Source organism: Pseudoalteromonas sp. NZS11_1 (genome assembly GCF_015864275.1).
GTDB classification, from domain to species: Bacteria; Pseudomonadota; Gammaproteobacteria; order Enterobacterales; family Alteromonadaceae; genus Pseudoalteromonas; species Pseudoalteromonas arctica.
This window is the reverse complement of sequence record NZ_JADYXK010000001.1, coordinates 287,173-310,973: the sequence shown is the minus strand read 5'-3', so window position 1 is coordinate 310,973 and position 23,801 is coordinate 287,173. Positions and strand designations below refer to the sequence as shown.

General features: G+C 40.0%; 27 protein-coding genes and 1 other RNA gene. 10 read left to right on the top strand and 18 right to left on the bottom strand.

The genetic code is table 11. The annotated features are described in order from the left end of the window. Window positions 1–79 precede the first annotated feature (79 nt). Entirely contained in the window at window positions 80–967 is an 888-nt protein-coding gene (locus I6F44_RS01340) for a LysR family transcriptional regulator (protein ID WP_010554286.1), read from the top strand. Between the two features lie 3 nt (window positions 968–970). On the opposite strand, the gene I6F44_RS01335 is transcribed toward I6F44_RS01340, so the two are convergent. Further along, entirely contained in the window at window positions 971–1,924 is a 954-nt protein-coding gene (locus I6F44_RS01335) for a YihY/virulence factor BrkB family protein (RefSeq protein WP_007582878.1), read from the bottom strand. Between the two features lie 117 nt (window positions 1,925–2,041). On the opposite strand from I6F44_RS01335, the gene I6F44_RS01330 reads away from it, so the two are divergent. Continuing rightward, window positions 2,042–3,121: a mechanosensitive ion channel family protein gene (locus I6F44_RS01330; protein ID WP_121954462.1), complete on the top strand. Its 1,080-nt coding sequence runs from the start codon at window positions 2,042–2,044 to the stop codon at window positions 3,119–3,121. 75 nt (window positions 3,122–3,196) lie between these two features. On the opposite strand, the gene rnpB is transcribed toward I6F44_RS01330, so the two are convergent. Together rnpB and rsmI are read right to left on the bottom strand one after the other, a co-directional pair. Beyond that, window positions 3,197–3,561: RNase P RNA component class A (rnpB, locus tag I6F44_RS01325), an RNA gene on the bottom strand. Window positions 3,562–3,603: 42 nt separating this feature from the next. Beyond that, window positions 3,604–4,461, bottom strand: a complete 858-nt coding sequence (gene rsmI, locus I6F44_RS01320; protein ID WP_010554279.1) for a 16S rRNA (cytidine(1402)-2'-O)-methyltransferase — start codon at window positions 4,459–4,461, stop codon at window positions 3,604–3,606. A gap of 61 nt (window positions 4,462–4,522) precedes the next feature. Here rsmI and I6F44_RS01315 point away from each other — a divergent pair, with 61 nt between their 5' ends. From I6F44_RS01315 to dolP, 4 genes are read left to right on the top strand one after another with little or no spacing between them, the layout of a single operon-like run. Then, entirely contained in the window at window positions 4,523–6,400 is a 1,878-nt protein-coding gene (locus I6F44_RS01315) for a penicillin-binding protein activator (protein ID WP_007582872.1), read from the top strand. A gap of 19 nt (window positions 6,401–6,419) precedes the next feature. Beyond that, window positions 6,420–6,791 carry a YraN family protein gene (locus I6F44_RS01310; RefSeq protein WP_010554278.1) on the top strand — a complete coding sequence of 124 codons (372 nt, stop codon included), beginning with the start codon at window positions 6,420–6,422 and terminating at the stop codon, window positions 6,789–6,791. A gap of 32 nt (window positions 6,792–6,823) precedes the next feature. Beyond that, window positions 6,824–7,417, top strand: coding sequence for an SIS domain-containing protein (locus I6F44_RS01305; protein WP_002957968.1), 594 nt, complete (start codon window positions 6,824–6,826; stop codon window positions 7,415–7,417). Then, window positions 7,410–7,976, top strand: a complete 567-nt coding sequence (gene dolP / locus I6F44_RS01300; protein ID WP_121953723.1) for a division/outer membrane stress-associated lipid-binding lipoprotein — start codon at window positions 7,410–7,412, stop codon at window positions 7,974–7,976. The genes I6F44_RS01305 and dolP overlap by 8 nt, the downstream gene beginning before the upstream one ends. Window positions 7,977–8,034: 58 nt before the next feature. Here the strand turns inward: dolP and I6F44_RS01295 are convergent, their stop codons facing one another. From I6F44_RS01295 to zapE, 8 genes are all read right to left on the bottom strand, one after another. Then, a complete protein-coding gene (locus I6F44_RS01295; protein WP_007580339.1) occupies window positions 8,035–8,472 on the bottom strand; it encodes a ClpXP protease specificity-enhancing factor in 438 nt (145 codons plus the stop codon). Further along, the gene (gene sspA, locus I6F44_RS01290) at window positions 8,472–9,098 is read right to left on the bottom strand and encodes a stringent starvation protein SspA (protein WP_002957965.1); all 627 of its coding nucleotides are present in this window, start codon (window positions 9,096–9,098) and stop codon (window positions 8,472–8,474) included. The genes I6F44_RS01295 and sspA overlap by 1 nt, the downstream gene beginning before the upstream one ends. An 80-nt stretch (window positions 9,099–9,178) precedes the next feature. Beyond that, on the bottom strand, window positions 9,179–9,928 hold the full coding sequence (locus I6F44_RS01285; protein WP_007580337.1) for a cytochrome c1: 750 nt from the start codon (window positions 9,926–9,928) through the stop codon (window positions 9,179–9,181). Continuing rightward, complete coding sequence (locus I6F44_RS01280; RefSeq protein ID WP_007580335.1) at window positions 9,925–11,190, bottom strand: cytochrome b; 1,266 nt, start codon at window positions 11,188–11,190, stop codon at window positions 9,925–9,927. Before I6F44_RS01280 ends, I6F44_RS01285 begins: the two co-directional genes overlap by 4 nt. Continuing rightward, window positions 11,190–11,780: a ubiquinol-cytochrome c reductase iron-sulfur subunit gene (gene petA / locus I6F44_RS01275; RefSeq protein WP_007580333.1), complete on the bottom strand. Its 591-nt coding sequence runs from the start codon at window positions 11,778–11,780 to the stop codon at window positions 11,190–11,192. The genes I6F44_RS01280 and petA overlap by 1 nt, the downstream gene beginning before the upstream one ends. A 580-nt stretch (window positions 11,781–12,360) precedes the next feature. After that, window positions 12,361–12,753, bottom strand: coding sequence for a 30S ribosomal protein S9 (gene rpsI, locus I6F44_RS01270; protein ID WP_024590200.1), 393 nt, complete (start codon window positions 12,751–12,753; stop codon window positions 12,361–12,363). An 8-nt stretch (window positions 12,754–12,761) separates the two neighbouring features. Then, complete coding sequence (gene rplM / locus I6F44_RS01265) at window positions 12,762–13,190, bottom strand: 50S ribosomal protein L13 (RefSeq protein ID WP_007378318.1); 429 nt, start codon at window positions 13,188–13,190, stop codon at window positions 12,762–12,764. Between the two features lie 285 nt (window positions 13,191–13,475). Continuing rightward, window positions 13,476–14,564 carry a cell division protein ZapE gene (gene zapE, locus I6F44_RS01260; RefSeq protein ID WP_010554277.1) on the bottom strand — a complete coding sequence of 363 codons (1,089 nt, stop codon included), beginning with the start codon at window positions 14,562–14,564 and terminating at the stop codon, window positions 13,476–13,478. 134 nt (window positions 14,565–14,698) lie between these two features. On the opposite strand from zapE, the gene I6F44_RS01255 reads away from it, so the two are divergent. The 3 genes from I6F44_RS01255 (at window position 14,699) to I6F44_RS01245 (ending at window position 17,811) form a co-directional block, all read left to right on the top strand. Beyond that, window positions 14,699–15,142 (top strand): YhcB family protein, encoded by a 444-nt coding sequence (locus tag I6F44_RS01255; RefSeq protein ID WP_007580324.1) that lies wholly within the window; start codon window positions 14,699–14,701, stop codon window positions 15,140–15,142. A gap of 131 nt (window positions 15,143–15,273) precedes the next feature. Next, a complete protein-coding gene (locus I6F44_RS01250; RefSeq protein ID WP_010554276.1) occupies window positions 15,274–16,626 on the top strand; it encodes a Do family serine endopeptidase in 1,353 nt (450 codons plus the stop codon). 102 nt (window positions 16,627–16,728) lie between these two features. Further along, the gene (locus tag I6F44_RS01245; RefSeq protein ID WP_007580320.1) at window positions 16,729–17,811 is read left to right on the top strand and encodes a trypsin-like peptidase domain-containing protein; all 1,083 of its coding nucleotides are present in this window, start codon (window positions 16,729–16,731) and stop codon (window positions 17,809–17,811) included. Window positions 17,812–17,911: 100 nt separating this feature from the next. On the opposite strand, the gene murA is transcribed toward I6F44_RS01245, so the two are convergent. The 7 genes from murA to I6F44_RS01210 are packed head-to-tail and all read right to left on the bottom strand — an operon-like array spanning window position 17,912 to window position 22,576. Then, a complete protein-coding gene (murA, locus tag I6F44_RS01240) occupies window positions 17,912–19,171 on the bottom strand; it encodes a UDP-N-acetylglucosamine 1-carboxyvinyltransferase (protein ID WP_007580318.1) in 1,260 nt (419 codons plus the stop codon). A 13-nt stretch (window positions 19,172–19,184) separates the two neighbouring features. Beyond that, entirely contained in the window at window positions 19,185–19,442 is a 258-nt protein-coding gene (locus I6F44_RS01235; RefSeq protein WP_002957953.1) for a BolA family protein, read from the bottom strand. Window positions 19,443–19,447: 5 nt separating this feature from the next. Further along, window positions 19,448–19,741 (bottom strand): STAS domain-containing protein, encoded by a 294-nt coding sequence (locus I6F44_RS01230; RefSeq protein WP_010554274.1) that lies wholly within the window; start codon window positions 19,739–19,741, stop codon window positions 19,448–19,450. Continuing rightward, complete coding sequence (locus I6F44_RS01225; RefSeq protein WP_101163629.1) at window positions 19,734–20,414, bottom strand: MlaC/ttg2D family ABC transporter substrate-binding protein; 681 nt, start codon at window positions 20,412–20,414, stop codon at window positions 19,734–19,736. The genes I6F44_RS01230 and I6F44_RS01225 overlap by 8 nt, the downstream gene beginning before the upstream one ends. Before the next feature lie 5 nt (window positions 20,415–20,419). Then, entirely contained in the window at window positions 20,420–20,968 is a 549-nt protein-coding gene (gene mlaD / locus I6F44_RS01220) for an outer membrane lipid asymmetry maintenance protein MlaD (RefSeq protein WP_002957950.1), read from the bottom strand. Between the two features lie 13 nt (window positions 20,969–20,981). Continuing rightward, window positions 20,982–21,761, bottom strand: coding sequence for a lipid asymmetry maintenance ABC transporter permease subunit MlaE (gene mlaE / locus I6F44_RS01215; RefSeq protein ID WP_002957949.1), 780 nt, complete (start codon window positions 21,759–21,761; stop codon window positions 20,982–20,984). Beyond that, on the bottom strand, window positions 21,761–22,576 hold the full coding sequence (locus tag I6F44_RS01210; RefSeq protein WP_076916424.1) for an ATP-binding cassette domain-containing protein: 816 nt from the start codon (window positions 22,574–22,576) through the stop codon (window positions 21,761–21,763). The genes mlaE and I6F44_RS01210 overlap by 1 nt, the downstream gene beginning before the upstream one ends. Before the next feature lie 255 nt (window positions 22,577–22,831). Here I6F44_RS01210 and I6F44_RS01205 point away from each other — a divergent pair, with 255 nt between their 5' ends. Beyond that, window positions 22,832–23,800, top strand: coding sequence for a calcium/sodium antiporter (locus tag I6F44_RS01205; RefSeq protein WP_024607453.1), 969 nt, complete (start codon window positions 22,832–22,834; stop codon window positions 23,798–23,800). Window position 23,801 lies beyond the last annotated feature (1 nt).

The following is a 23,801-nucleotide window of genomic DNA, read 5'->3' as shown; positions in this document are numbered from 1 at the left end:
AATCACTGTTACGCAATAAATAATGCGTCTGTGCGGTCAAGTTAAGCAATCAGATATAAAGTAGTAACAGGATTTTAAAATGGCAAAAGCAACATTAGAGCAATGGCGAATGTTTAAAGCGGTTGTGGATCATGGCGGGTTTGCAGGCGCAAGCGCAGCTGTACATAAAAGTCAGTCAACCGTACACCATGCTGTGCAAAAACTTGAAGCCGCCTTGCAAATTAAGTTGCTTGAAGTAAAAGGCCGTAAAGCATTTTTAACCGATAGCGGTAAGCTGATTTTACGCAGAGCCGAGTTTTTAATTGAGGAAGCGACTAAAATAGAATCGGTAGCAAGTACACTAAGCGAAGGCGTGGAAAGCACATTAAAAATAGCTGTTGATGAAGTTTTTCCACACGCTATTTTATATCAAGCACTTGCTAAAACGAGTGAGCTTTACCCTCTTTTAAAAATTGATTTAGTAGAAAGCGTGCTAACAGGTGCAAACGAATTATTACATAACTCAGTGGTTGATTTAGCTATTTCGTCAATTCCTATCTATGGAATTAGTTGCAGTACGTTATGCGATATAGAGTTTATAGCGGTTGCGCATAAAGACCATGTATTACACCAACATACTGAACAACTCAACTTTCGCGATTTAAAGCTACATAGACAAATAGTAGTGCGCGATTCAGCAACCCACACCAGTCACAATGAAGGCTGGCTAGGTGCAGATATGCGCTGGACAGTAAGCCACTTACGTAACTCTATTGATATGGTTAGTCAAAATTTAGGTTACGCTTGGCTGCCAAAAACACAAATTGCACATTTAATTGAAGATCAAACCCTCATTGCACTTAATTTAGACCAAGGTACAACCCGCACTCTTAATTTATATTTAATGTGCAACGACAACGACAGGCTTGGTCCTGCAGCACAAGAGTTTAAAGAGCAAATTACTGCACTTACTAATTTAGCTAATTAATAGCTATTCATTTTTTACATCGAGGTGATCTGCTACATAGGCGCCTCGCTGCCCACGCTCTTTAGCCGGCCCTACAGTGCTATCTTTACCTGTTTGCTGCTCAGTAGCTGCATTAATTACAGCACCTAATGTGATTATATAAGCGCTGATATACAACCACATCAGCATGATCACTACACCACCTAGTGAGCCATACGTTTCGTTATAACTAGAAAAACGCGACACATAAAAAGAAAAACCTATAGATGCCAAAATCCAAAGCACGGTAGCAATAGACGACCCCATTGTGATCCAACGCCATTTAGCCGGTTTACGATGTGGGGCATAACGATATAAAAGTACCAATGCGAAATTAAAGGTAAAAGCCAATAATGGCCAAGAAATGAGTTTAATTAATAAATCTATACTTTCTTTTAGTCCCACTAAATTAAGTACAATAGGTAAAATACCAATAATTAATAGCGCAAAAATTGCGACTACAATCGCTCCTACCGAAAATAAAAAGCGCACTAGTTGAGCCTGAAAAAATGAGCGTTTTTCATACTCACGATAACTAATATTACATGCAGTAATAAGTGCTTGGCTGCCCTTTGAGCTACTCCAAATAGTAAGTATGAGCGTACCAATTGCACTTAAGCTCAAGCTTGCACTTGATGTTTTAGCTAGGCTAGAAACCTGAGATAAAATCAGTTCACTAGTGCTTGGTGGAAGCAAAGTAACTATTTTACTTAAGTGCTCACTAATATCTGTTGGGGATGAAAAGTACGCATACACTGATACCATCGCCGCAATGGCTGGAAAAATAGCAAGTAACGCATAAAATGCCACACCGGCTGCCACTATAGATAAGTTATCTTCACTCATTTGCTTAAAAATACGTTTAACAATATCCCACCAACCTATAAAAGGGATATGTGCAGGCTGCTCTGCTTGCTGTCCTCGTTTAGCTTCTTTCATTCTAAACCTCAATATTTGTATTACGTTACTACAGCAAAATATTTGCCAAGTTATAAGTGTTTGGTACCAAACTTGCTAATATTTATCTATAAATGACTCTAACACGGAAGATAAGCCATGCTCGGTACCCTAAAAAGCAGTGTAGCGCTAAATAATACAACACCAATAACTGAAGTGATCAAAGTTGATACACTTTCGTGGAATTTCTTTTATGAGCAAGGCGTGCAATTACTTCACGTAACAGCGCAAATATTACCCACTATTTTACTCGGCATAATGCTTTTAGTACTCAGTTACTTAATTTCAGGACCACTTTCTAGATTACTAATCAAACCCATTGACTATATGACTGACAGCAAGCTTGTTCACCTAGTTATAAGGCGCAGCATAAGCACCCTAATAATTTTATTTGGGGTATATTTATTTTTACGTTTAGCAGGGCTTACTCAGTTTGCTGTTGCTATTATGAGTGGGACTGGGTTGATAGGTTTAATACTCGGCTTTGCTTTTAGAGACATAGCAGAGAACTTTATTGCTAGTTTATTACTGAGCGTACAAAGACCCTTTAAAATTGACGATGTAATTGAAGTGGATGGCCGATTAGGTATTGTTAAAAAAGTAACAGCAAGAGCAACCACACTTGTTGATTACGATGGCAATCATATTCAAATACCTAATGCGACTGTATATAAAAATACCATTAAAAACCTGACTGCCAATCCAAAAATGCGCGGCAAAGTAGAAATTGGTATTGGCTATGATAACGATATACGCAGCGCACAAACCCTCGCCCTAGATATTGCCAATCAACAAAATGCGGTACTTAGCGACCCACCCGCGCAAGTTTTAATAAAAAACTTAGGCTCATCTACTATTAACTTCGTTTTGTATTTTTGGCTTAATAGCGAGCAGCACAGTCCATTAAAAGTAGCCTCCCAGCTTATGCGCGAATTAGTCAATGAGTTCACAAAACAAAACATCAGCATGCCTGATGACGCACGAGAGAGAATTATACTCACCGACCCTAATGAAAATGCTTCTAGCTTAGAGGAAAAACAACCATCGCAAATACAAAGCAAAAAAAGTGAAACTGTTGAGCAAACTAAAACGCTTGATGATGTAAGTAGTGATACTGACGAAATACGTGAACAAGCAGAGCAATCTCGCGATCCAGAACAAGGGAAAAATATTATTTAATAATACTTAAATTGTATTAACTAAAACTTAGACACAAAAAAGCCCGCAGCGTTAACTGCGGGCTTTTTATTGAATGAGTGAGTCAGCCGTATAAGCCGGGTTTTGTCCTTTCCGAAGAAAGTGATAATCATTCGTCTAGGCCATAAATCGCTCTATGGCTCAAGCAACCTACCCGGTTCCAACGTGGGCCACGCCATAAGGAACCCTATTTGGTCTTGCTCCGAGTGGAGTTTACCTTGCAACCGACTATTACTAGCGGCCCGGTGCGCTCTTACCGCACCCTTTCACCCTTACCAATCCGAAAATTGGCGGTCTCCTCTCTGCTGCACTTGTCGTGGGCTCACGCCCCCCAGCCGTTAGCTGGCACTCTGCCCTATGGAGCCCGGACTTTCCTCCCCCTGATCATTTTCGTCACAGGCAGCGATCATCTTGGCTGACTCGGCGCGCAGTATACATGAGGCTAATACCAAGCGCAGTAAAATTTACTCTTTTTCTTCAATAATTGTTTTGTATAAAGCGTTTTTCTTCATACCAAAGTATTCTGCAACCACACCACAGGCCTTTTTCATTGGCATTTCACTTTCAAGCAGTGCCAGCATTTTGCGCGCTTCAGGCGGAACATCGTCTATTTGCTTTGGTTTGCCCGGAAGCATAAGCACTATTTCGCCGCGCTGCTTGGTAGGATCATCAGTTAAAAACTGTTTAAGCTCACTTACACTACCATTAAAAAATGTTTCAAAGGTTTTGGTTAGCTCTTTAGCAAACACAACTTGCTGCTCATCACCAAGGGCTAGTGCTAAATCATCAAGGCTTGCCATAATACGGTGCGTACTTTCGTACATTATGCTGGTAATGCCTGAGTTAACAGCTTCGGTAAAAAAGTCTTGGCGAGCTTTGCTTTTAGCTGGCGTAAAACCAATAAACTGAAAGCGGTCAGTTGGTAAGCCTGAACAACATACGGCTGTAATTGCAGCACATGCACCTGGAACAGGTGTAACATGAGCACCTTGTTCACGACACAGATTTACAACAGCGTAGCCTGGATCACTAATTAGTGGTGTACCAGCGTCAGATACTAAAGCAATATTTAAACCTTGATTAAGTTGATCAATAATTTGTTGTGCTTTTTGCTTTTCGTTGTGGTCGTGTAATGCAAACGTTTTTGCCTTAATTCCAAAGTGGCTAAGTAGCTTGCCGGTATGGCGAGTGTCTTCAGCAGCTATTAAGTCAACTTGCGATAATGTCGCAATGGCACGGTGACTTAAGTCGTCATAATTGCCAATTGGGGTGGCAACAATGTAAAGAGTGCCAATTTTCTGTGAATTCTCCTCATTTAACATTGAGGTCTCCTGCGTCAGTCAGTAATATAAGCAAATCGCGTTAACGTATTGGGAAATCATTGTGCGACTTAAACTAGTTAGTCTATTAATTATATTGTCAGGGTTATCGGCGTGTAGCACAACCGAAAAACCAACTAAAAACAGCGATAACGTAAGTAACCGCACTAATGCACTGCAAAATCAGGCAACCAGTGCGCAATCTATCTACCAATTGGCGCAAAACCGCCAAGGTGCCGATAAAATACAGTTATTGTATAGCGCCCGTGATGCCGCAATTAGTGAGCAAAACTGGCCTTTATTAGAGATAATTGGGAATGAGCTTGAATTAACCGCAAGTGTTGATCAAATCCAAAACCGTCTTTATATTGCATTTGCACAAAAACAACAGAATAAAAATGATCAAGCTTTGGTTATTTTACAGTCGCTAGACGGACAACTGACTCAACCTGAGCATTTTGCTTGGCATCAGTTTTTAACGGCCAGCATTTACGCATCGCAAAATTTTCCTAAAAAAGCTGCACCCTACTTTTTTAGAGCCTCTGAAACAGCAACAAAAAATAATATAGAAATCCCTCAACTTAATCAAAATTTGTGGGATAACTTAAAGCAACTCTCTTCTTACGCGCTTGAACGTTTTAACCGTGGTTCGGTTATTCAGCAAGGGTGGGCTAACCTAGCGTTATATCATCAAGTATATGCAAGTAGTGGCGTAGAGTTAGATCAAGCGATCAACAATTGGCGCAGACGCTATATTGGGCATCCGGCTTTTACTGTATTACCTGAACAAGATGAAATGCTTACTGAACTTGCTCCTATCAATATAGAGCGCTTAGTTGTGCTGTTTCCACAATCGGGCCCTAACGAACGTTTAGGTGATGCTCTTAAAGCTGGCGTATTAGCTGCACTTGATACGCAAAATATCAACGACACTATTTTTATTGATGAAAACCTAAGTACAGAAGAAATTGCAGCGCAACTTGAAGAAATAAAGCCTGACTTTGTAATTGGTCCTCTACTTAAAGCAAATATTGATAAACTAGCTAATGCGCAAACTCTTATTGATACTCCGGTACTGCATTTAAACACCTTTGATGGTGAGCGAATTTCGCTTCAGCATTATTACTTTGCACTAAACCCTGAGCACGAAGTACAACAAGCCTTAGAACACTTTTTAACTAAGGGCTATCAAAAACCTATGTTGCTTGCACCAAATAACGCAAATGGCCAACGCTTGGTTGATTACTTTAACTTACAGTGGCAACGCTATAGCGAAACCAAGCCGCAAATAGGTTTTTATAACGATAAAAAAGATATGCCTAATACAATTACCAGCTTGTTAGAAGTTGATAAATCAAAAGAGCGCATAAAAACGATTAAAGCACTATTTAAACAGGAAGTAGAAAACGAAACCCGTTCGCGTAGTGATATAGACGTTATTTATATTTTGGGTGATGCAATAGAAACACGCTTAATTAAACCTTACCTTGATGTAAACGTAAGTACATTTGCAGATCGTATTCCACTTTATGCCAGCTCTAAAAGTCATAGTAAACAAATTGACAGTACTGACAAAGGCGACTTAGACGGCCTATACTTCACTGAATTGCCGTGGATGCTCGATTCGCAAATTAAACAACATAACTTACGCCAGCAGTATGATTCGTTATGGCCAGAGCAAGTAGATATTAGCCAACGCTTATTTGCAATGGCGTACGATGCTGTATCAATATTACATGACATCAGGCAGTTAAGCGTAATGCCAGGCAATCAATATAGTGGTTTAAGCGGTAAGTTATCTGTTAATACCAGCGGCCATATAGAACGCACGCTCGACTGGGCTCAATATACAAACCGTCGCATTAAGCCTGTGCAATTAGAAACACAACGTCCTGTACCATTGTTTATGCAATCAGCGGGTGACATACAAACTATCAATTAAACTTAATTAAGGGGTAGGCATGTCGTGGTTTAAAGAGCTGTGGCACAATAGTCGCGAAAAAGGCCAGTATTATGAGCTTGAAGCGCAAAAATACTTAGTTACTCAAGGGCTAACCCCCATTGAACGTAATTATTACTGCCCCTTTGGTGAGCTTGATGTCATTATGAAAGAAGGCGATACCCTTGTATTCGTTGAGGTTAAGTTTCGCAAAAATAATGCTCGTGGCGGTGCCAACTATGCGCTTAGTCCACAAAAACAAGCTCGATTAAAACGTAGTATTTATCATTACTTAGCAGCTAAAAATTTAACTAACCAAGCTCTAAGAATTGATTATGTAGCCATTACAGGAGAAGCATCTCCTAATATTAATTGGCTTAAAAATGTATTTTAAACGCAAATACAAAGATAAATTATTGGTAGGCTATGCAAGACACAATTAAAGAAATTTTTACAGAAAGCATTCAAGTTCAAATCGCTGCTGGTGAAGTGCTACCTAGTGCGCTTGAGTCAGCTGCATTTACTATTGCACAAAGTCTGATCAACGGAAATAAACTCATTTGCTGCGGTACTGCAAATTGCCACATGCTCGCTCAGCATATGGCGGGTGTGTTGGTTAATCATTATGAAACCGAACGTCCCTGCTTACCTGCAATTGCTCTATCGCAAGAAAACGTTAATCTGGGGCAAAGTACTCAAGTGGACGATCACGATACATTTGCTCGCCAAGTCCGCGCTTTTGCCCAACAAGGTGATTTATTGCTTGTACTGGCTATAAACGGCAACGAAAAACATGTTATTTCTGCCGTTGAAGCTGCACTAACTAAAGATATGAAGGTCATAGTTATGGTTGGTGATGATGGTGGCGAGTTGGTAGGCCTACTTGGACCTAACGATGTTGAAATTAGATCGCCATCTAAACGCCCTAGCCGCATTATCGAATCCCATTTAGTTAACTTACATTGTTTAAGCGAACTTGTTGATTTAACGCTTTTCCCTCAGGATGAAAATTATGTTTAAACGCTCTCTTATTGTTTTAGGTACTGTTGTATTACTGCAAGGCTGCGCCGCCGCTGTTGTTGCAGGTACAGCCAGTGCAGTAACTGCAGCGAACGACCGCCGTACTATTGGCTCTCAAATTGACGATAACAATATTGAAATAAAAGCCAGTATTGCACTTAGCGAAGTAGAACGTCTTGAAAAGTTTGCCAATATAAGCGCTGTAAGCGTTAACGGTATTGTTTTACTTGTTGGCCAAGTTGCTAACGAAGAAATGAGAAACGAAGCGCAGCGCACTATTGAGGGCGTTTCAGGTATTCGTAAAATACATAACCAAATTCGTATTGGCTCAAATACTGGCATTACTACACAAACTCACGACTCTTGGCTAACTTCTAAAGTAAAAGCCCAGCTACTAACAGCAAAAGACATTAGCAGTAATAACATTAAAGTAGTGACAGAAAATGCTGAAGTTTTTTTAATGGGCTTAGTATCTGACTCTGAGTCAACTCAAGCTGTAAATATTGCCCGCAATGTTTCTGGCGTAGAGCGTGTAATTAAAGTATTTGAATATATGTAAAGCAAAATACAGACATAAAAAAACCGCTTATTCAGCGGTTTTTTTTGGCATTTACTTATTATTTAATAACGCGTAAATGAGAGCCTTTTTTCTTCTCAGGCTTTTCTGGTGGTGTTTCATCAATAAACTCAGCTGATGAATCAACACTTTCAAGCTCTGGCACAAAATCGTCTTCGTCCTCTAAAAACTCATCTGCGGTAAAGACTGTTCCTTCGCCATTTTCACGCGCGTATATTGCAAGCACAGCACCTAGAGGTACATACACTTGCATTGGCTGACCACCAAAGCGCGCACTGAAGCTAAGTTGGGTTAAGTCTAACGAAAACTGTGTGACCGCTGATGGACTTATGTTTAAAACAATTTGTCCGTCTTGAACAAATTGTGTTGGCACTTGTACATTTGCAAATCCAGCGTCTACCACTAAATGCGGTGTACACTCGTTATCGACTATCCAATCAAAAAAAGCACGTAATAAATAAGGACGATTAGGCGTCATTATAAACGGATCTCACGCTCAGCTTCAGTTAAAGAGGCTTGGAATGACTCACGTTCAAATAAACGGATCATGTACTCTTTAAGCTCTTTAGAACCTGCACCATTAAGCTCAATACCAAACTCTGGTAAACGCCATAATAGTGGAGCTAAATAACAGTCTACTAAGCTAAACTCTTCACTCATAAAGTAAGGTGCTTCGCTAAAAATAGGTGCTACAGCAAGCAATGCTTCTGTTAGCTCTTTACGAGCTTGAGCAGCGTCTGACGTGTTGTTACTGATTTTGTCAGCTAGGCTGTACCAATCAGTATCAATACGATGCATCATTAAGCGGCTACGACCACGCATTACCGGGTAAACAGGCATTAGTGGAGGATGAGGAAAACGTTCATCAAGGTATTCCATGATGATGTTTGCCTGGTATAAACCAAGCTCACGGTCAATCAGTGTTGGCACTGTACCGTAAGGGTTAATTTCGTGAAGTGCTTCTGGCAAGTTATCTTTTTCAGCCAAATGAATATCTACACTTACACCTTTTTCCGCAAGTACAATACGTACTTGGTGGCTATACATACAGTTAGCACCAGAAAAAAGGGTCATTACAGGGCGCTTATTGGCAGCTACGGCCATGCCTATACCTCCATTAAATAACTAAAACAGCAAAAGGGGCTTAAGCCCCTATTGCAAAATTACCTTTAAAAATGTTCAACCTAATGAACATCTCTCCAGTATTCTTTCTTAAGCATAAATGCCAAGATAAACAGGATAATTAAAAATCCTATTACCTTAATACCTAGCGCTTCCGATTCAAGACGTGAAGGTTCACCCACGTACTCAAGGAAGTTTGTTAAATCACGAGCCGCTTGGTCGTATTCATCTATGCTTAATTCGCCCGTACCATCTGTTTCAGTAGCAATAACTTTAGTCACAGTGTGACCATGCTCTTGTACTTCTTTAGTGATAGGTGTTGGTAAACCTTGTAGTTCTTGAAGAACGTGAGGCATACCTACCGATGGGAAAACAATGTTGTTAACCCCAAACGGACGAGATTCATCTTTATAAAACGATTTTAAGTACGTGTAAATATAATCTGGTGATTTTACACGAGCAATTAGAGTTAAATCCGGCGGAGCCGCACCAAACCATTTTGCTGCATCGTCTTTTGTAATCGCGTTAGTAATATGACTACCTACTTTAGAGCCGTCAAAAATCAACTGCTCTAAACCAACCTCTGTTGGGATACCGATATCACGAAAAGTACGTTCATAACGTTGATACTGCATTTGGTGACAACCAAGACAGTAGTTCATGAACAACTTTGCACCGCGTTGTAAAGATGGTTGATCAGTAAGGTCGTTGTTCGCTTCCATTAAAGGAACCGATGGACCCGCTGCCATAACCATGTTCGGCAACAAGTTTACTGATAAAGCAAATAAACCAATAATAAGCTTCTTCATCATTTCGTTAACCTCTCTGGCAATGGCTTAGTTTTTTCGTTCTTACTGTATACAAACAACAGTACGAAGAACATAAAGTAAGTCACAGTACAGATTTGAGAAATAATCGTTTTCATATCAGTTTGTGGAGTTGCACCCACCCAACCTAGAAGAACGAAAGTTACAACAAAACCTGCAATGTTCCATTTATGGAAACCACAACGGTAACGAACCGATTTAACTCTACCACGGTCTACCCAAGGTAGTAACGCAAGTACCACAATCGATGCACCCATCGCCGCAACACCGATTAACTTATCAGGGATTGCACGTAAGATTGCATAGAATGGCGTAAAGTACCAAACCGGGAAAATATGCTCAGGTGTTTTAAGTGGGTTAGCTGCCTCGAAGTTTGGACCTTCTAAAAAGAAGCCATTCATCGCTGGCATAAAGAACACAACCCAACAGAACAATATTAAGAAACCAACCACACCCACAATATCTTTAACTGTGTAGTAAGGGTGGAACGGTATCGCATCAACAATATCTTTCTTGTCAGTGTAATACTCATGAAATTTAAATTTAGGCTTATCTTCTTCAGCTACTGAGCCTTTCTTACGTTTAATCTCAATACCTTCAGGGTTATTTGAACCCACTTCGTGTAGAGCAACAATGTGTAAGAAAACTAAGATTACGATAACCAATGGTAGTGCAATTACATGTAATGCAAAGAAGCGGTTAAGCGTTGCACCTGATATTACATAGTCACCACGGATCCAAAGTGTTAAGTCATCACCAATAACCGGAATAGCCCCGAATAAGGAAATGATTACCTGTGCACCCCAGAACGACATTTGCCCCCATGGTAATAAATACCCCATGAATGCTTCAGCCATTAGCGCTAAGAAAATAAACATACCAAATAACCACAGTAACTCACGTGGTTTTTGATAAGAACCGTAGATCATGCCACGGAACATATGCATATATACAACGATGAAAAACGCTGATGCACCAGTTGAGTGCAAGTAACGTAATAACCAGCCATATTCTACATCACGCATGATGTATTCTACTGAAGCGAATGCGCCTTCAGAAGACGGAACAAAGTTCATCGTTAACCAAATACCTGTTAGGATTTGGTTTACTAGTACCAACATGGCTAATGAGCCAAAAAAGTACCAGAAGTTAAAGTTTTTAGGTGCTGGATACTGTGCAATATGCATGTTCCAAACACGTGTCATTGGGATACGGTCGTCTATCCAACCAATAATCTTACCAAACATTAGGCTGCCCCTTTTTCTTCGCCCACTAAAATAGTGGTCTCATCAAGAAAAGTATAAGGTGGTATCTCTAAGTTTAATGGAGCAGGTACCGATTGAAATACACGGCCAGCCATATCAAATTTAGAACCATGACATGGGCAATAGAAGCCATCATCGGTTCCTTCAACTTTCTCACTAAAGTTACCTTGGAAAAAGCCAGGTGAACACCCTAAATGCGTACAAATACCTACAGCCAGAAAGATTTCTGGACGTAATGAACGGTAATCATTTGTTGATGATTCTAATTGTTGTGGCTCTTGCGAATGCGGATCACGAAGTTGACCTTCATGTTCTTTCATTTGCTCAAGCATTTTTGGGGTCCGTGATACAACCCATACAGGTTTACCACGCCACTCGACACGTATTAATTGTCCCGGTTCAAGTTTGCTGATATCTACTTCTACAGGCGCACCCGCAGATTTAGCTCGCTCACTTGGATTCCAAGACGCAATAAAAGGAACAGCAGCCCCAGCCGCACCAACACCACCTACAACAGAGGTAGCTATGGTTAAAAAGCGACGTCGGCCATTGTCTACAGGCGCATTGCTCATCCACTTATCTCCACTATGATTCTCAACACTTGCTATATTGAGAACATCAGTTACAGCAGGTTAATTATTCGAATTTTTAAAATAGAAGCGATCATAATTAAAACCCTTGATTAAAACAAGGTTATTCAAAGCCCTATGCTCGAATAAAACTAACTTGATCAAAATTTGATTAAGTAAGCTCGAGAATAAAGCCGAACGACTATAATAACGCTTCTGTAAAAACAATATACTGACCAAGATCAACACCACTAAGAGGAAACAGTAAAAACTGTACATAGTGCGGTTAAACTCACTCATTTTACTTCAATGCCAATTGTAGCAAAAAATTCCACCAATTAACTGATGGATTTAAACTAATTACGATAATTATTTAACTTTTTTGCAGCTATCTGAGTGTTTTTTAACTTTCGTTTGATTAATACGCAGTTATTAATCAATTTGATCATCATTAATTACTGCAATCACCCAGTATCACCGTCGATATAAATAACTTTATATTAAGTTGCAAATGTAAACATTTTGATTTGAAAACAAAAAACCCAGCATAAGCTGGGTTTTTGAATTCTTGATAACGTATAGATTAACGTTTTGAGAACTGTGGACGCTTACGCGCTTTCTTAAGACCCACTTTCTTACGTTCAACTTTACGTGCATCACGTGTAACAAAACCTGCTTTACGAAGTTGTGAACGTAATGATTCGTCAAACTCCATAAGTGCACGAGTGATACCATGACGGATAGCACCAGCTTGACCAGTTGTACCACCACCAGAAACGGTGATGTAAAGGTCAAATTTTTCAGTCATATCAACTAGCTCAAGAGCTTGATGAACAACCATGCGTGCTGTTTCGCGACCAAAATACTCTTCTAGAGAGCGTTTGTTGATTACGATGTTACCAGTGCCTGGGCGTAAGAATACGCGAGCACTTGAACTTTTACGACGACCTGTACCGTAGTATTGATTTGCCATGATGGTGCTCCTTAAATGTCTAGAACCTGAGGCTGTTGTGCAGCATGGTTGTGCTCAGTACCTGTGTAAACTTTAAGTTTACGGTACATAGCGCGGCCTAAAGGACCACGTGGCAACATGCCCTTAACAGCCTTCTCGATGATCATTTCAGGCTTTGCAGCTTGAAGTTTATCAAAAGTAGTAGACTTAAGACCACCTGGAAAACCAGAGTGTGAATAGTACACTTTGTTTTTGAATTTGTTACCAGTTACAGTAACTTTTTCAGCGTTGATAACGATGATATAATCACCAGTATCTACGTGCGGTGTATATTCAACTTTATGCTTACCGCGTAGGCGATGAGCGATTTCAGTAGCGATGCGACCTAAAGTTTTACCTTCAGCGTCAACTACGTACCAGTCACGTTTTACTGTTTCTGGTTTAGCAACAAACGTTTTCATTTATAAAAATCCAATGTTTTTCAATTAAAACCACAAGTAGTTAATATTAACTACTGCTCTAAGTTTGCTATAACCCCTTCGAGTTTTAGACTTTTGCGCCGCTCACAAGTGGCTAGACTATATGAGGGCATAGAACGCAACGTGGCAGACGCGGGAGTATACCAGCACTTAAAACACATTGCTACTCGCCGGTTGTTTTTTCCACAAGAAATTTTAGAAATAAGAAGTACTATATATGCACCTCTTATTTTTAATGGCTAACCTATTACACTTTTACCTACTAATTTAAACCAAATGCTCTCTAGCTAAATACTCTAGAGACTGCATTTCTTGCAAACGGCTTATACAGCGCTTAAATTCAAAGTTTAAATTACCTTGGGTATAAAGTTCGGTAATAGGTTTTTCAGCCGATATAATTAAAGTTACATGGCGCTCGTAAAATTCATCTACTAAAGCAATAAAGCGTCTAGCGGCATCATCATTAGTTTGCCCAAGCTGTTTTACGTTAGAAATAATCACCGTATTATATAAGCGACTAATCTCCATGTAATCAACCTGACTACGCGCTGTTTCGCATAATTCACTAAACTCAAACATCACCACGCATTTAGCTACTTTTCGCGTTTTGATTAAACGACCTTCTATCTCTATCGGCTCATCTAATTGTCCAGGCTCTGACGATAGCTTATCGAAGTATTCAAATAAGTTTTTATCCGCTTCTTTATCTAACGGACTATGAAAAATTTCGGCTTGCTCTAGAGTACGCAACCGATAATCAATACCTGAGTCTACATTAACTATTTCTGTATTGAGCTTAACCAGTTCTATAGCAGGGACAAAGCGGGCACGCTGCAAGCCATTTCTGTAAAGCTCATCAGGCACTATATTAGATGTAGCAACAAGTACTATACCCCGTGCAAATAGCGCTTCCATTAAGCCACCTAGCAACATAGCATCGGTAATGTCTTGAACAAAAAACTCATCAAAACAAATTATGTCTGTTTCAGCTTTGAAAGTGTCGGCTATTTTTTCTAATGGATTAGCCGTATTGTTTAGTTTTTTAAGCTCATTATGCACTCGGTGCATAAATCGATGAAAGTGCACGCGCATTTTACGTGTGCCTGGTAGTGATTCGTAAAAAGTGTCAACTAAATAAGTTTTACCACGCCCTACTCCACCCCAAAAGTACAAACCTTTTATAGGCGCAGGTTCATCTTTACTAAATAACTTAGCAAAAAAACCTTTTTGTTTTGGCTTTGCCTGAGTTAGGTCATCGTATAGACGTTGTAAATGGCGCACAGCATTTTCTTGTGCTGCGTCGTGTACAAAGTCATCTCGCTTTAAGTCTTGTTGGTATGTTTGCCAAGGAGTCATATCTATTTACAGTTAAAACACAGTTTAATTTGCAAAGCATATTAACACGCATCATAACTCGGGGTATATTACACTTAGTATGATTTATAATTGAATCGGCATTCGTTAGTTATTTTCCCAAAGGGGTAGTTTTTATGGGCACAGTTATGTGGGTAGGTTTAATTGTTATTGCTGCTGTTGTAGCATTTTTTATTGGCGCATTTGTTACTAAAAAACAATTCAAACAAGATGAATTAAAAGAGCAGGCAGAGCAAGCTGAAAATGCGTTAGAGCAGTATCGTCAAGATGTAGCTGATCATTTAGCGAATACTGGCAAGCTCGTAAATAAAATGAAAGAAAACTATGATCAACTGCTTAGTCACGTTGAAGAAACAAACCAACTTCTTCTAGAAGATAGAAATAAAGCACCAGCAGAACCTTATTTTTCTAAAGAAACAACAGAACAACTACAAGCGTCTTTAAAAGAGCGTCGTTCAGATCGTTCTTCAGCCGCAGCGCAACCAGCTGATTATGTATCGGGTGAATCTGGTTTATTTGCTGGTCAAAATAAAGTTTCAGAACATTCTAAAGTATCTTGATGAACTTTTTTTAGACCCCATAGTCTTTAGATATAACAGCTTTGTTGTTTTATCTTAATAAACCAAAAAGGGCTGCTTTTAAAGTAGCCCTTTTTGTTTTTGCTTTATCTTAAGTGGAGTTACCCCTGACTATGAAAATGAAATTATCACTTATCAGCGCAGCTATTTTATCTACAAGCTTATTAATGAGCCCTGTAGCGTCTTATGCAAAAATGCCAATTGCAGTAAATGGTCAACAACTACCCACTCTTGCCCCCATGCTAGAGAAAATATCTCCTGGTGTTGTAAGTATCCAAGTTTCAGGCTCTAAAGAAGTACGCCGCCGTGCAGATCCTCTCGAATACTTTTTTGGACAGCAACAGCCTCGCAGTCAAAAACGCCAATTTAGTGGATTAGGTTCTGGGGTCATTATTGATGCTGATGAGGGCTATGTAGTGACTAATAACCACGTAATACAAGACGCCGAAAAAATGGTAGTTACTCTCGAAGATGGCCGTGAATTTGAAGCAACTAAAATTGGTACTGACACAGAATCAGACATCGCTCTTTTACAAATAGACGCTGATGACTTAACTGAAATCAAACTCGCAAACTCAGATAATTTACGAGTGGGTGACTTTGCTGTCGCTATTGGTAACCCATTTGGCCTTAGCCACACAGTTACATCAGGTATTGTTAGTGCCCTTGGTCGAAGTGGTTTAAACATTGAGGGCTACGAAGATTTCATTCAAACCGACGCAGCTATTAACCAAGGTAATTCTGGCGGTGCCTTAGTTAACCTCAATGGTGAGTTGATTGGTATTAATACCGCTATTTTAGGTGCTTCTGGCGGCAACGTGGGTATTGGTTTTGCGATTCCATCTAATATGATGAAAAATCTAGTCGATCAAATTATTGAACATGGTGAAGTGCGTCGAGGCTCGTTAGGCATTTCTGGTCGTCCACTTGATGCTGGACTTGCAAAAGCACAGCAACTTGATGTCAAACAAGGTGCTTATGTAATGCAAGTAATGGACGACACTGCCGCAAGTAAGGCTGGAATTGAAGCTGGTGACGTTATTGTTAGCATAAACGGTGGCGACATTAGTGGCTTCCATGAACTACGTAGCAAAATTGCTACGCTAGGTGAAGGCCGTGAGATAAAACTAGGCATTTACCGCGATGGTAAAATTAAAACAGTGAAAGTAACTCTTGATGGTGCATCAGGTGTTACAGCGACCGGTGAAGAGCTCCATCCCGCATTCCAAGGCGCGACACTTGAAAATGTACAAAAAAACAGTAATAAAGGTGTTGAGGTTACTTCTGTAGATCCTCGTTCACCTTCTGCCCGTGTTGGCCTTGAAGAAGGCGATATTATTATGCAAGTGAATCGTCAACGAGTAGAAACAATTCGCGACATGAATAAAATCATCGATAGTACAAAAGGTAATATAGTACTTGGCGTGCAACGTGGTCGTGAGTCTATATTTATTTTAATTCAGTAATAAATAGCACTATTAATGTAATAAAAATAACAGTGGCACTTGCCGCTGTTATTTTTTTTATGTCATCATAAAGAGATTGCTCACTTACATAATAAGAAAATCGTGCTGAAACTAATAAAATTTATTCTTCCCCCTTTATTTGCAGGCCTAAGTATTGCTTTTTTAGTGGTTTTTTTCAGCCCTAATATGCGAGCGGCCTTACTTCCAAATGTTCCCCTACCAAGCGCAATGAGTTCGAGTCACCTGAGTTTTTCTGATGCAGTTAAACGAGCAGCTCCTTCTGTGGTTACTATTTTTTCAGAAAGTATTTCCAAAGAACCTCGTTATAAAAGAAAAAACACGGTACAAGAGCTAGGCTCTGGCGTCATCATGTCGCAAGACGGTTACATTCTTACCAACTACCATGTTGTTAATAATGCAGATCAAATTATGGTTATTCTAACCGATGGCAGACGCTTTTTTGATGTACAGCTAATTGGTTTTGATACTATTACTGATTTAGCCTTACTTAAAATAAATGCAGATCACCTTCCGGTAATTCCTGTAAATGATAGCTATGTATCCAGTGTAGGCGATGTTGTACTTGCCATAGGTAACCCGCTTAATTTAGGCCAAACAATCACGCAAGGCATTATTAGCGCAACGGGTAAGCAAAAAATTACAGACAGTCCGTATAATAACTTATTGCAAATGGATGCGGCTATTAATGTGGGCAACTCTGGCGGCGCATTAGTTAACTCCAATGGTGATTTAGTCGGCATTACTTCTGCGCAGTTTAAAACGCGTGAGAACTTGAATATTCAAGGAATATTCTTTGCGGTTCCTTACTCACTTGCTAAAAAAGTAATGGGTAAGCTCATTCGTCATGGTCGCGTTGTGCGCGGCTATTTAGGCTTTGAAGGCACAGCAGTAGATAGTACCGGCAAGGAAGTGAACGACAGCCTAACCCCAGTTACTGGCATGCGTATTACTAATTTAGACCCTTTGGGACCAGCATGGCAAGCTGGCATTGAAGAGCAAGATATTGTTATTAAAATTGCAGGGCTTTCGGTAGCAAATCCACAAAAAGTGCTGGAAGAAATAGGTAATACAGAACCCGGTAAAGAAATAGAATTTGAGCTTTACCGGAATGGTAAAATAGAAAAAATCATGGTGGTGGTAGCTGAGCTTGAAACAAAGCTTTAATAAAAAATAATACCAACTTTCATACATCGTCAATAAAAAGGTCGGATAGCAATTTGCGTATCCGACCTTTTTAAAATAGCTTAGCTAGTTAAATATCTACTTAACTACTTCGACGTTTAATATTTGCACCCAACGCACTTAGCTTATCTTCAATGCGCTGATAGCCTCTATCAACGTGATAAATACGGTCAACAACCGTTTCACCCTGTGCCACTATACCCGTTAAGATTAAGCTAGCTGAAGCCCGTAGGTCGGTTGCCATCACTTGCGCGCCCGTTAAGCTCTCAGTCTCACCACAAATTGCGGTATGCCCCTCTAAACGAATATTAGCACCCATACGCTGTAACTCTGGTACATGCATAAAACGGTTTTCAAAAATCGTTTCTGTAATAGTCGCACTACCATTCGCTACTACATTTAATGCTGTAAACTGAGCTTGCATATCCGTAGGGAAACCTGGGTGTGGAGCTGTTTTAATATTCACGGCTCTCAGTTCTCGGCCGCGCATATCAAGATAAATACTGTCGTTATGCACTTCTAGATGTGCATTTGTTGCGCGTAACTTTTCAATCACAGGCTCAAGAGAATGAAAGTCAGTGTTTTTACAAAGTACTTCACCGCCTGCCATTGCTGCAGCGACTAAAAATGTACCTGTTTCTATTCTGTCTGGTAAAATGCTGTGCTCGCATCCTGCTAAACGCTCAACGCCTTCAACTTCAATGCGGCTAGTGCCTGCACCCGTAATTTTAGCGCCCATAGCAATTAAGCAGTTAGCTAAATCAATTATTTCGGGCTCGCGTGCAGCATTATCAAGTATGGTTTTACCATCAGCGAGGGCTGCTGCCATCAATAGATTTTCGGTAGCGCCTACGCTTACCATTTCCATAAAGATTTCAGCGCCTTTTAAGCGACCGTTTACCTTGGCATTAATATAACCATTTTCAACGTTTATTTGTGCGCCCATGCGCTCCAAACCTTGAATATGTATATCAACAGGGCGAGCACCAATAGCACACCCACCAGGTAAAGACACTTGAGCTTCACCAAAACGAGCAACTAAAGGGCCTAATGCAAGTACAGAGGCACGCATTTGCTTAACTAAGTCGTATGGCGCTAATGTTTTATTAACCGTTGCGCCGTCAATCACTAGCGTATCGCCGTGCCAATTAACATCAGCGCCTAGAGTTTTTAATAAGGCTTCAGTGGTCACTATATCGCGAAGGCGCGGTACATTAGTAAATGTACTTTTTCCATCAGCTAATAATGAAGCAAACAAAATAGGAAGTGCGGCATTTTTAGCGCCAGAAATAGTCACTTCACCAGCAAGTGAAGTACCACCTTGAATTACAAATTGATCCATTAAGAGGCCCTATTTATTGCGGTAAAATAAATTTTTGTTCACGCTTCCACTCTACAGGAGTAAATGCACGAATAGATACTGCGTGAATTGTGCCATCTGAAATTGTATTCATTAATGGGCCATAAACTAGCTGCTGCTTTTTAACTCGGCTTAAACCGTCAAAGCATTCACCTACTGCAACAACTTCATAATGACTACCATTGGCTTTTACATGTACTTCAGCTAATTGAAGTTCTTCGCGTAATAATGTTTCGACTTGGCTAGTTTCCATAACTCTCACTCAAATAGGGTTGTAACCTGACCCAATTGCATTAAATTTTGCAATTGCTCAGGTAGGTTTTGCAATTCAAGGCGAATGCCTTGCTGCTTTAATTCTGCAAAAGAGTGAATTAACCAAGCTAAGCCCGCTGTGTCAACCCTAGATACACCACTTAGGTCGAAATAGATGATTTTATGCTTGGTTAATAGCTTGTTGTTCAGAAGCTGTTCATCGCCAATTGAATTTCGAGTAAGCTCACCGTTTACTCGAAAATGTTGTCCATCAACTTGGCTTATTGCCAATTTAGTCATTCGAGTTACTGCCTCTAAACTGAACTGGTAGCTGACTCTTTTGCTCTAAAAGGTTACTTACATTATCAATACCTTGCTGACGCAAAATACCTTGTAGCTCACTTTGTTTTGCGTCTAGTAAACTAATACCTTCAGCAATCATATCGTACGCGCGCCATTCACCGTCACGGTCTTCGCGTACTTTAAAATCGATTCTGATATCAGGTTTACCATCTTCAATAATTTTAGTTTTAACGACAACGACATCTTTGCCTTTAAATGCTTGTTCTGCACCAAACTCAACTTTCTGGTTTGTATATTGAGTGAATACACCTGCATAAGTAGCAACTAAATACTCTCTAAACACACCAATAAAGCGTTGAATTTCTTTAATTGCTTTGGCTTTTTCAGCTTCGTCGGTAATTGCACGTACTTTAGATACTTCACTACCTAGTACGCGAAGTGCTGCATATTTGTAGTCGATATAAGGCATTAATTCTTCTTCAACGATTACGCGAAGATGCTCTTGATTTTTAACAATTAATGGCTGATCTTTTTTAATACGTGCAAATGTATTATCGGCAACTTGGCGTACCATTTTATTTGGATCAACCAATTTAACATCTGCTGCACTTACGCTTTGAGTTAGCGTCATTGTGCCAATTGCTACAATAGCTAAAAACTTTTTCAACATAATAATTACTCACTACCTTGGTTGAATAAAAACTGCCCGATTAATTCTTCAAGTACAATGGCAGACTTAGTATCAGTAATTGAATCGCCATCACCTAGTGCTTTACTTTCCACACCAAACAAATCGTCAATTGCTTCATCTTGCTTGTTTTCAGTCACTGTTTCGCCTAAACAACGTTGTTTAGCCGAATCTGGAGAAATGACAGGGTGAATACCTAAGTACTGCTCACCTAAAATACCCGACGTTAAAATAGAGATTGAGCTTGTGTCTGAAAAACGACATAAATACTGTGCATCAATGGTCATGTTTACCACTGGTAAAAACTCTTGTGGGTGTACATAAATTGATTCAACACGACCAATTACAACACCACCTACTTTTACCGGCGCACGCGCTTTTAATGAGCCAATGTTTTCAAACTTGGCATTAAGCGTATATGTTTCGCCAGAGCCACTAATACCTGAATTGGCAACTTTAAGTGCGAGCATCGCAAAAGCTAAAATGCCAAGTGCTACAAAAAAACCAACTAAAATTTCTAATTTCCGTGAATTCATTATCTATACCCTATTAGCTGGTAAACATTACCGCTGTCAAAATAAAGTCAAAACCTAAAACTGCTAATGACGAATGAACAACCGTTTCGGTGGTTGCTTTGCTGATCCCTTCTGAGGTCGGCACACAGTCATATCCTTTATAAAGCGCAATCCAGGTCACCACTATGGCGAATACAAAACTCTTAATAATACCGTTTAGTATGTCTTGCTGAAACGACACTTGTGATTGCATGATTGACCAAAAACTACCTGTATCAACCCCCAGCCAATCTACGCCCACTAAATGAGCGCCTATGATTGCTACGGCTGAAAATATCAATGCAAGCAATGGCATGCTTATAAAACCCGCCCAAAAGCGCGGTGCAATAATACGTTTTAGCGGATCGATTGCCATCATCTCAAGTGATGAAAGTTGCTCTGTTGCTTTCATTAAGCCAATTTCAGCAGTCAATGCGCTACCTGCGCGTCCTGCAAATAGTAATGCAGTAACAACCGGGCCCAGTTCTCGCAATAAACTCAGAGCCACTAACGGCCCTAAACTATCCTCAGCGCCATAACCAACTAATACTGTGTAACCTTGTAGAGCCAACACCATGCCGATAAACAAACCCGACACCATAATAATCAGTAACGATTGCGAACCCACCATATAAAGTTGGCGAACAAGTAACGGTGTGCCTTTTTTAAAATTAGGAACATGCGCAAGCGCACTAAACAGCATATAAGCCGAACGGCCAAGAGCCGCAAAACGTCCTAGCGTTTTATGCCCTAGCTTTTGAAATAAATCCAACATTATGCTTTTTCTCCAAGTAGTTCGTCTGCATAAGCTTGAGCCGGAAAATGAAATGGTACTGGACCATCCGACAAGCCTTTTAAAAACTGTTGAACTAAAGGAGATTCATGATTGCGCATTTCATCAGGAGTACCACAACCAATTACACCTTGATCGGCGATAATTATAACGTGATCGGCAATACTCATTACCTCTGTCACATCGTGTGTCACAATTAAAGACGATAAACTCAATACTTCGTTAAGCGACTTAATTAGCTTAACCAATACGCCCATCGAAATAGGATCTTGTCCTGCAAATGGCTCATCGTACATGATTAGCTCAGGATCAAGTGCTATAGCCCGCGCAAGTGCAGCACGCCTTGCCATACCGCCGGACAACTCAGAGGGCATTAAATCTTTAGCGCCACGTAGCCCAACCGCTTGCAATTTCATTAATACAACTAATCGAATAAGGTCTTCACTTAGCTTTGTGTGCTCTCTTATAGGAAATGCAATATTGTCAAATACCGACATATCAGTAAACAGCGCACCACTTTGAAAAAGCATGCTCATTTTAGTACGTGCTTCGTATAACTCTTTACGAGACATTTTAGGAATGCTGCCACCTTCAAATAAAATATCACCTGAATCTGGTTTAAGCTGACCACCAATTAAACGCAACATAGTGGTTTTGCCAATTCCGCTTGGCCCCATGATCGCAGTAATTTTACCTTTAGGAACGCTAAAACTCATATTTTTATATATAGTTCTATTGCCTCTCGAAAAGCTAACATCCTTGACTTCTACTATTGATTGCGACAAGTCGCTCTCCATAAAAATGTTCACTAGTGCACCTATTTTAAAGCTTTTTTGTCAAAGATGGAAAAAACAATTCGTAAGATTTTGTAATACACCCATGAAAAGGATTATAAGACTCGCTCAAAACAGCTTAACCCCGGCTTAAATTTTTAAATTAGCTGTTTAAAAGCAGCATTGTTACCTAGTTGACCTTACTCTTTTATTTATACTTTCATCTTGGCTTTTGTTACTATTCGCGCCATCCGTATTTTGTATAACTGGCTTAACACAATGGTTACCTCGTTTGTTATTTTAATTCTTGGTTTTGCAGCTCTTGTTTGGAGTGCAGACAGGTTTGTTTATGGCGCTGCGGCTCTTGCTAAAAACTTTGGTGTACCTACACTTATTGTTGGTTTAACCGTGGTAGCTATGGGCTCTTCAGCACCCGAAATGATGGTTTCAGCCTCTGCCGCTCTGGCTAACAAAACCGACACAGCGGTTGGCAATGCTGTTGGCTCTAATATTACAAACATTTTACTTGTGTTAGGTATCACTGCTCTATTTCGCCCTCTTTCAGTTTCATCAAGTACATTAAAACGTGAAATGCCATTAGTGATGCTCGTATCTTTAGCTACTTGGTATGTGTTCTCAGATAACTACTTTTCATTTAATGAAGGTGTTGCACTTTTGGTTGGCTTTATCGTATTCATCGGTGGGTTAATTATTGTATCTATGCGTGCAAAAAACCAAGATGACCCATTTGTCTCAGAAGCCTGCGACGATGTACCAAACGATGTACCTACGAAAAAAGCGGTATTTTGGTTAGTTGTCGGCATGATACTCCTACCTGTTAGTTCTCATTTTTTAATAGGTTCGGCTGTCGATATTGCTAAATACTTCGGCTTAAGCGACCTAGTCATTGGCTTAACAATTATTGCCATCGGTACTAGTTTGCCTGAACTTGCCGCTTCGGTTGCAGGTGTACTTAAAAATGAAGATGATTTAGCACTAGGTAATATTGTTGGCTCAAACATATTTAATATTCTAGCGGTATTACCACTTGCCGGTATTATTAACCCTTCTGCCATTGACCCATCATTAGTAAGCCGAGACGTATTAATTATGATTGGCGCAACACTTGCTCTTATTATTATGTCATTGAACTTTAGAGGCACCCAACGTATCAATAGAGTAGAAGGCGGCTTATTGCTAATAGCGTTTTTGGGTTACCAAGGGTATATTTTTAGTCAAGTAGGGTAAA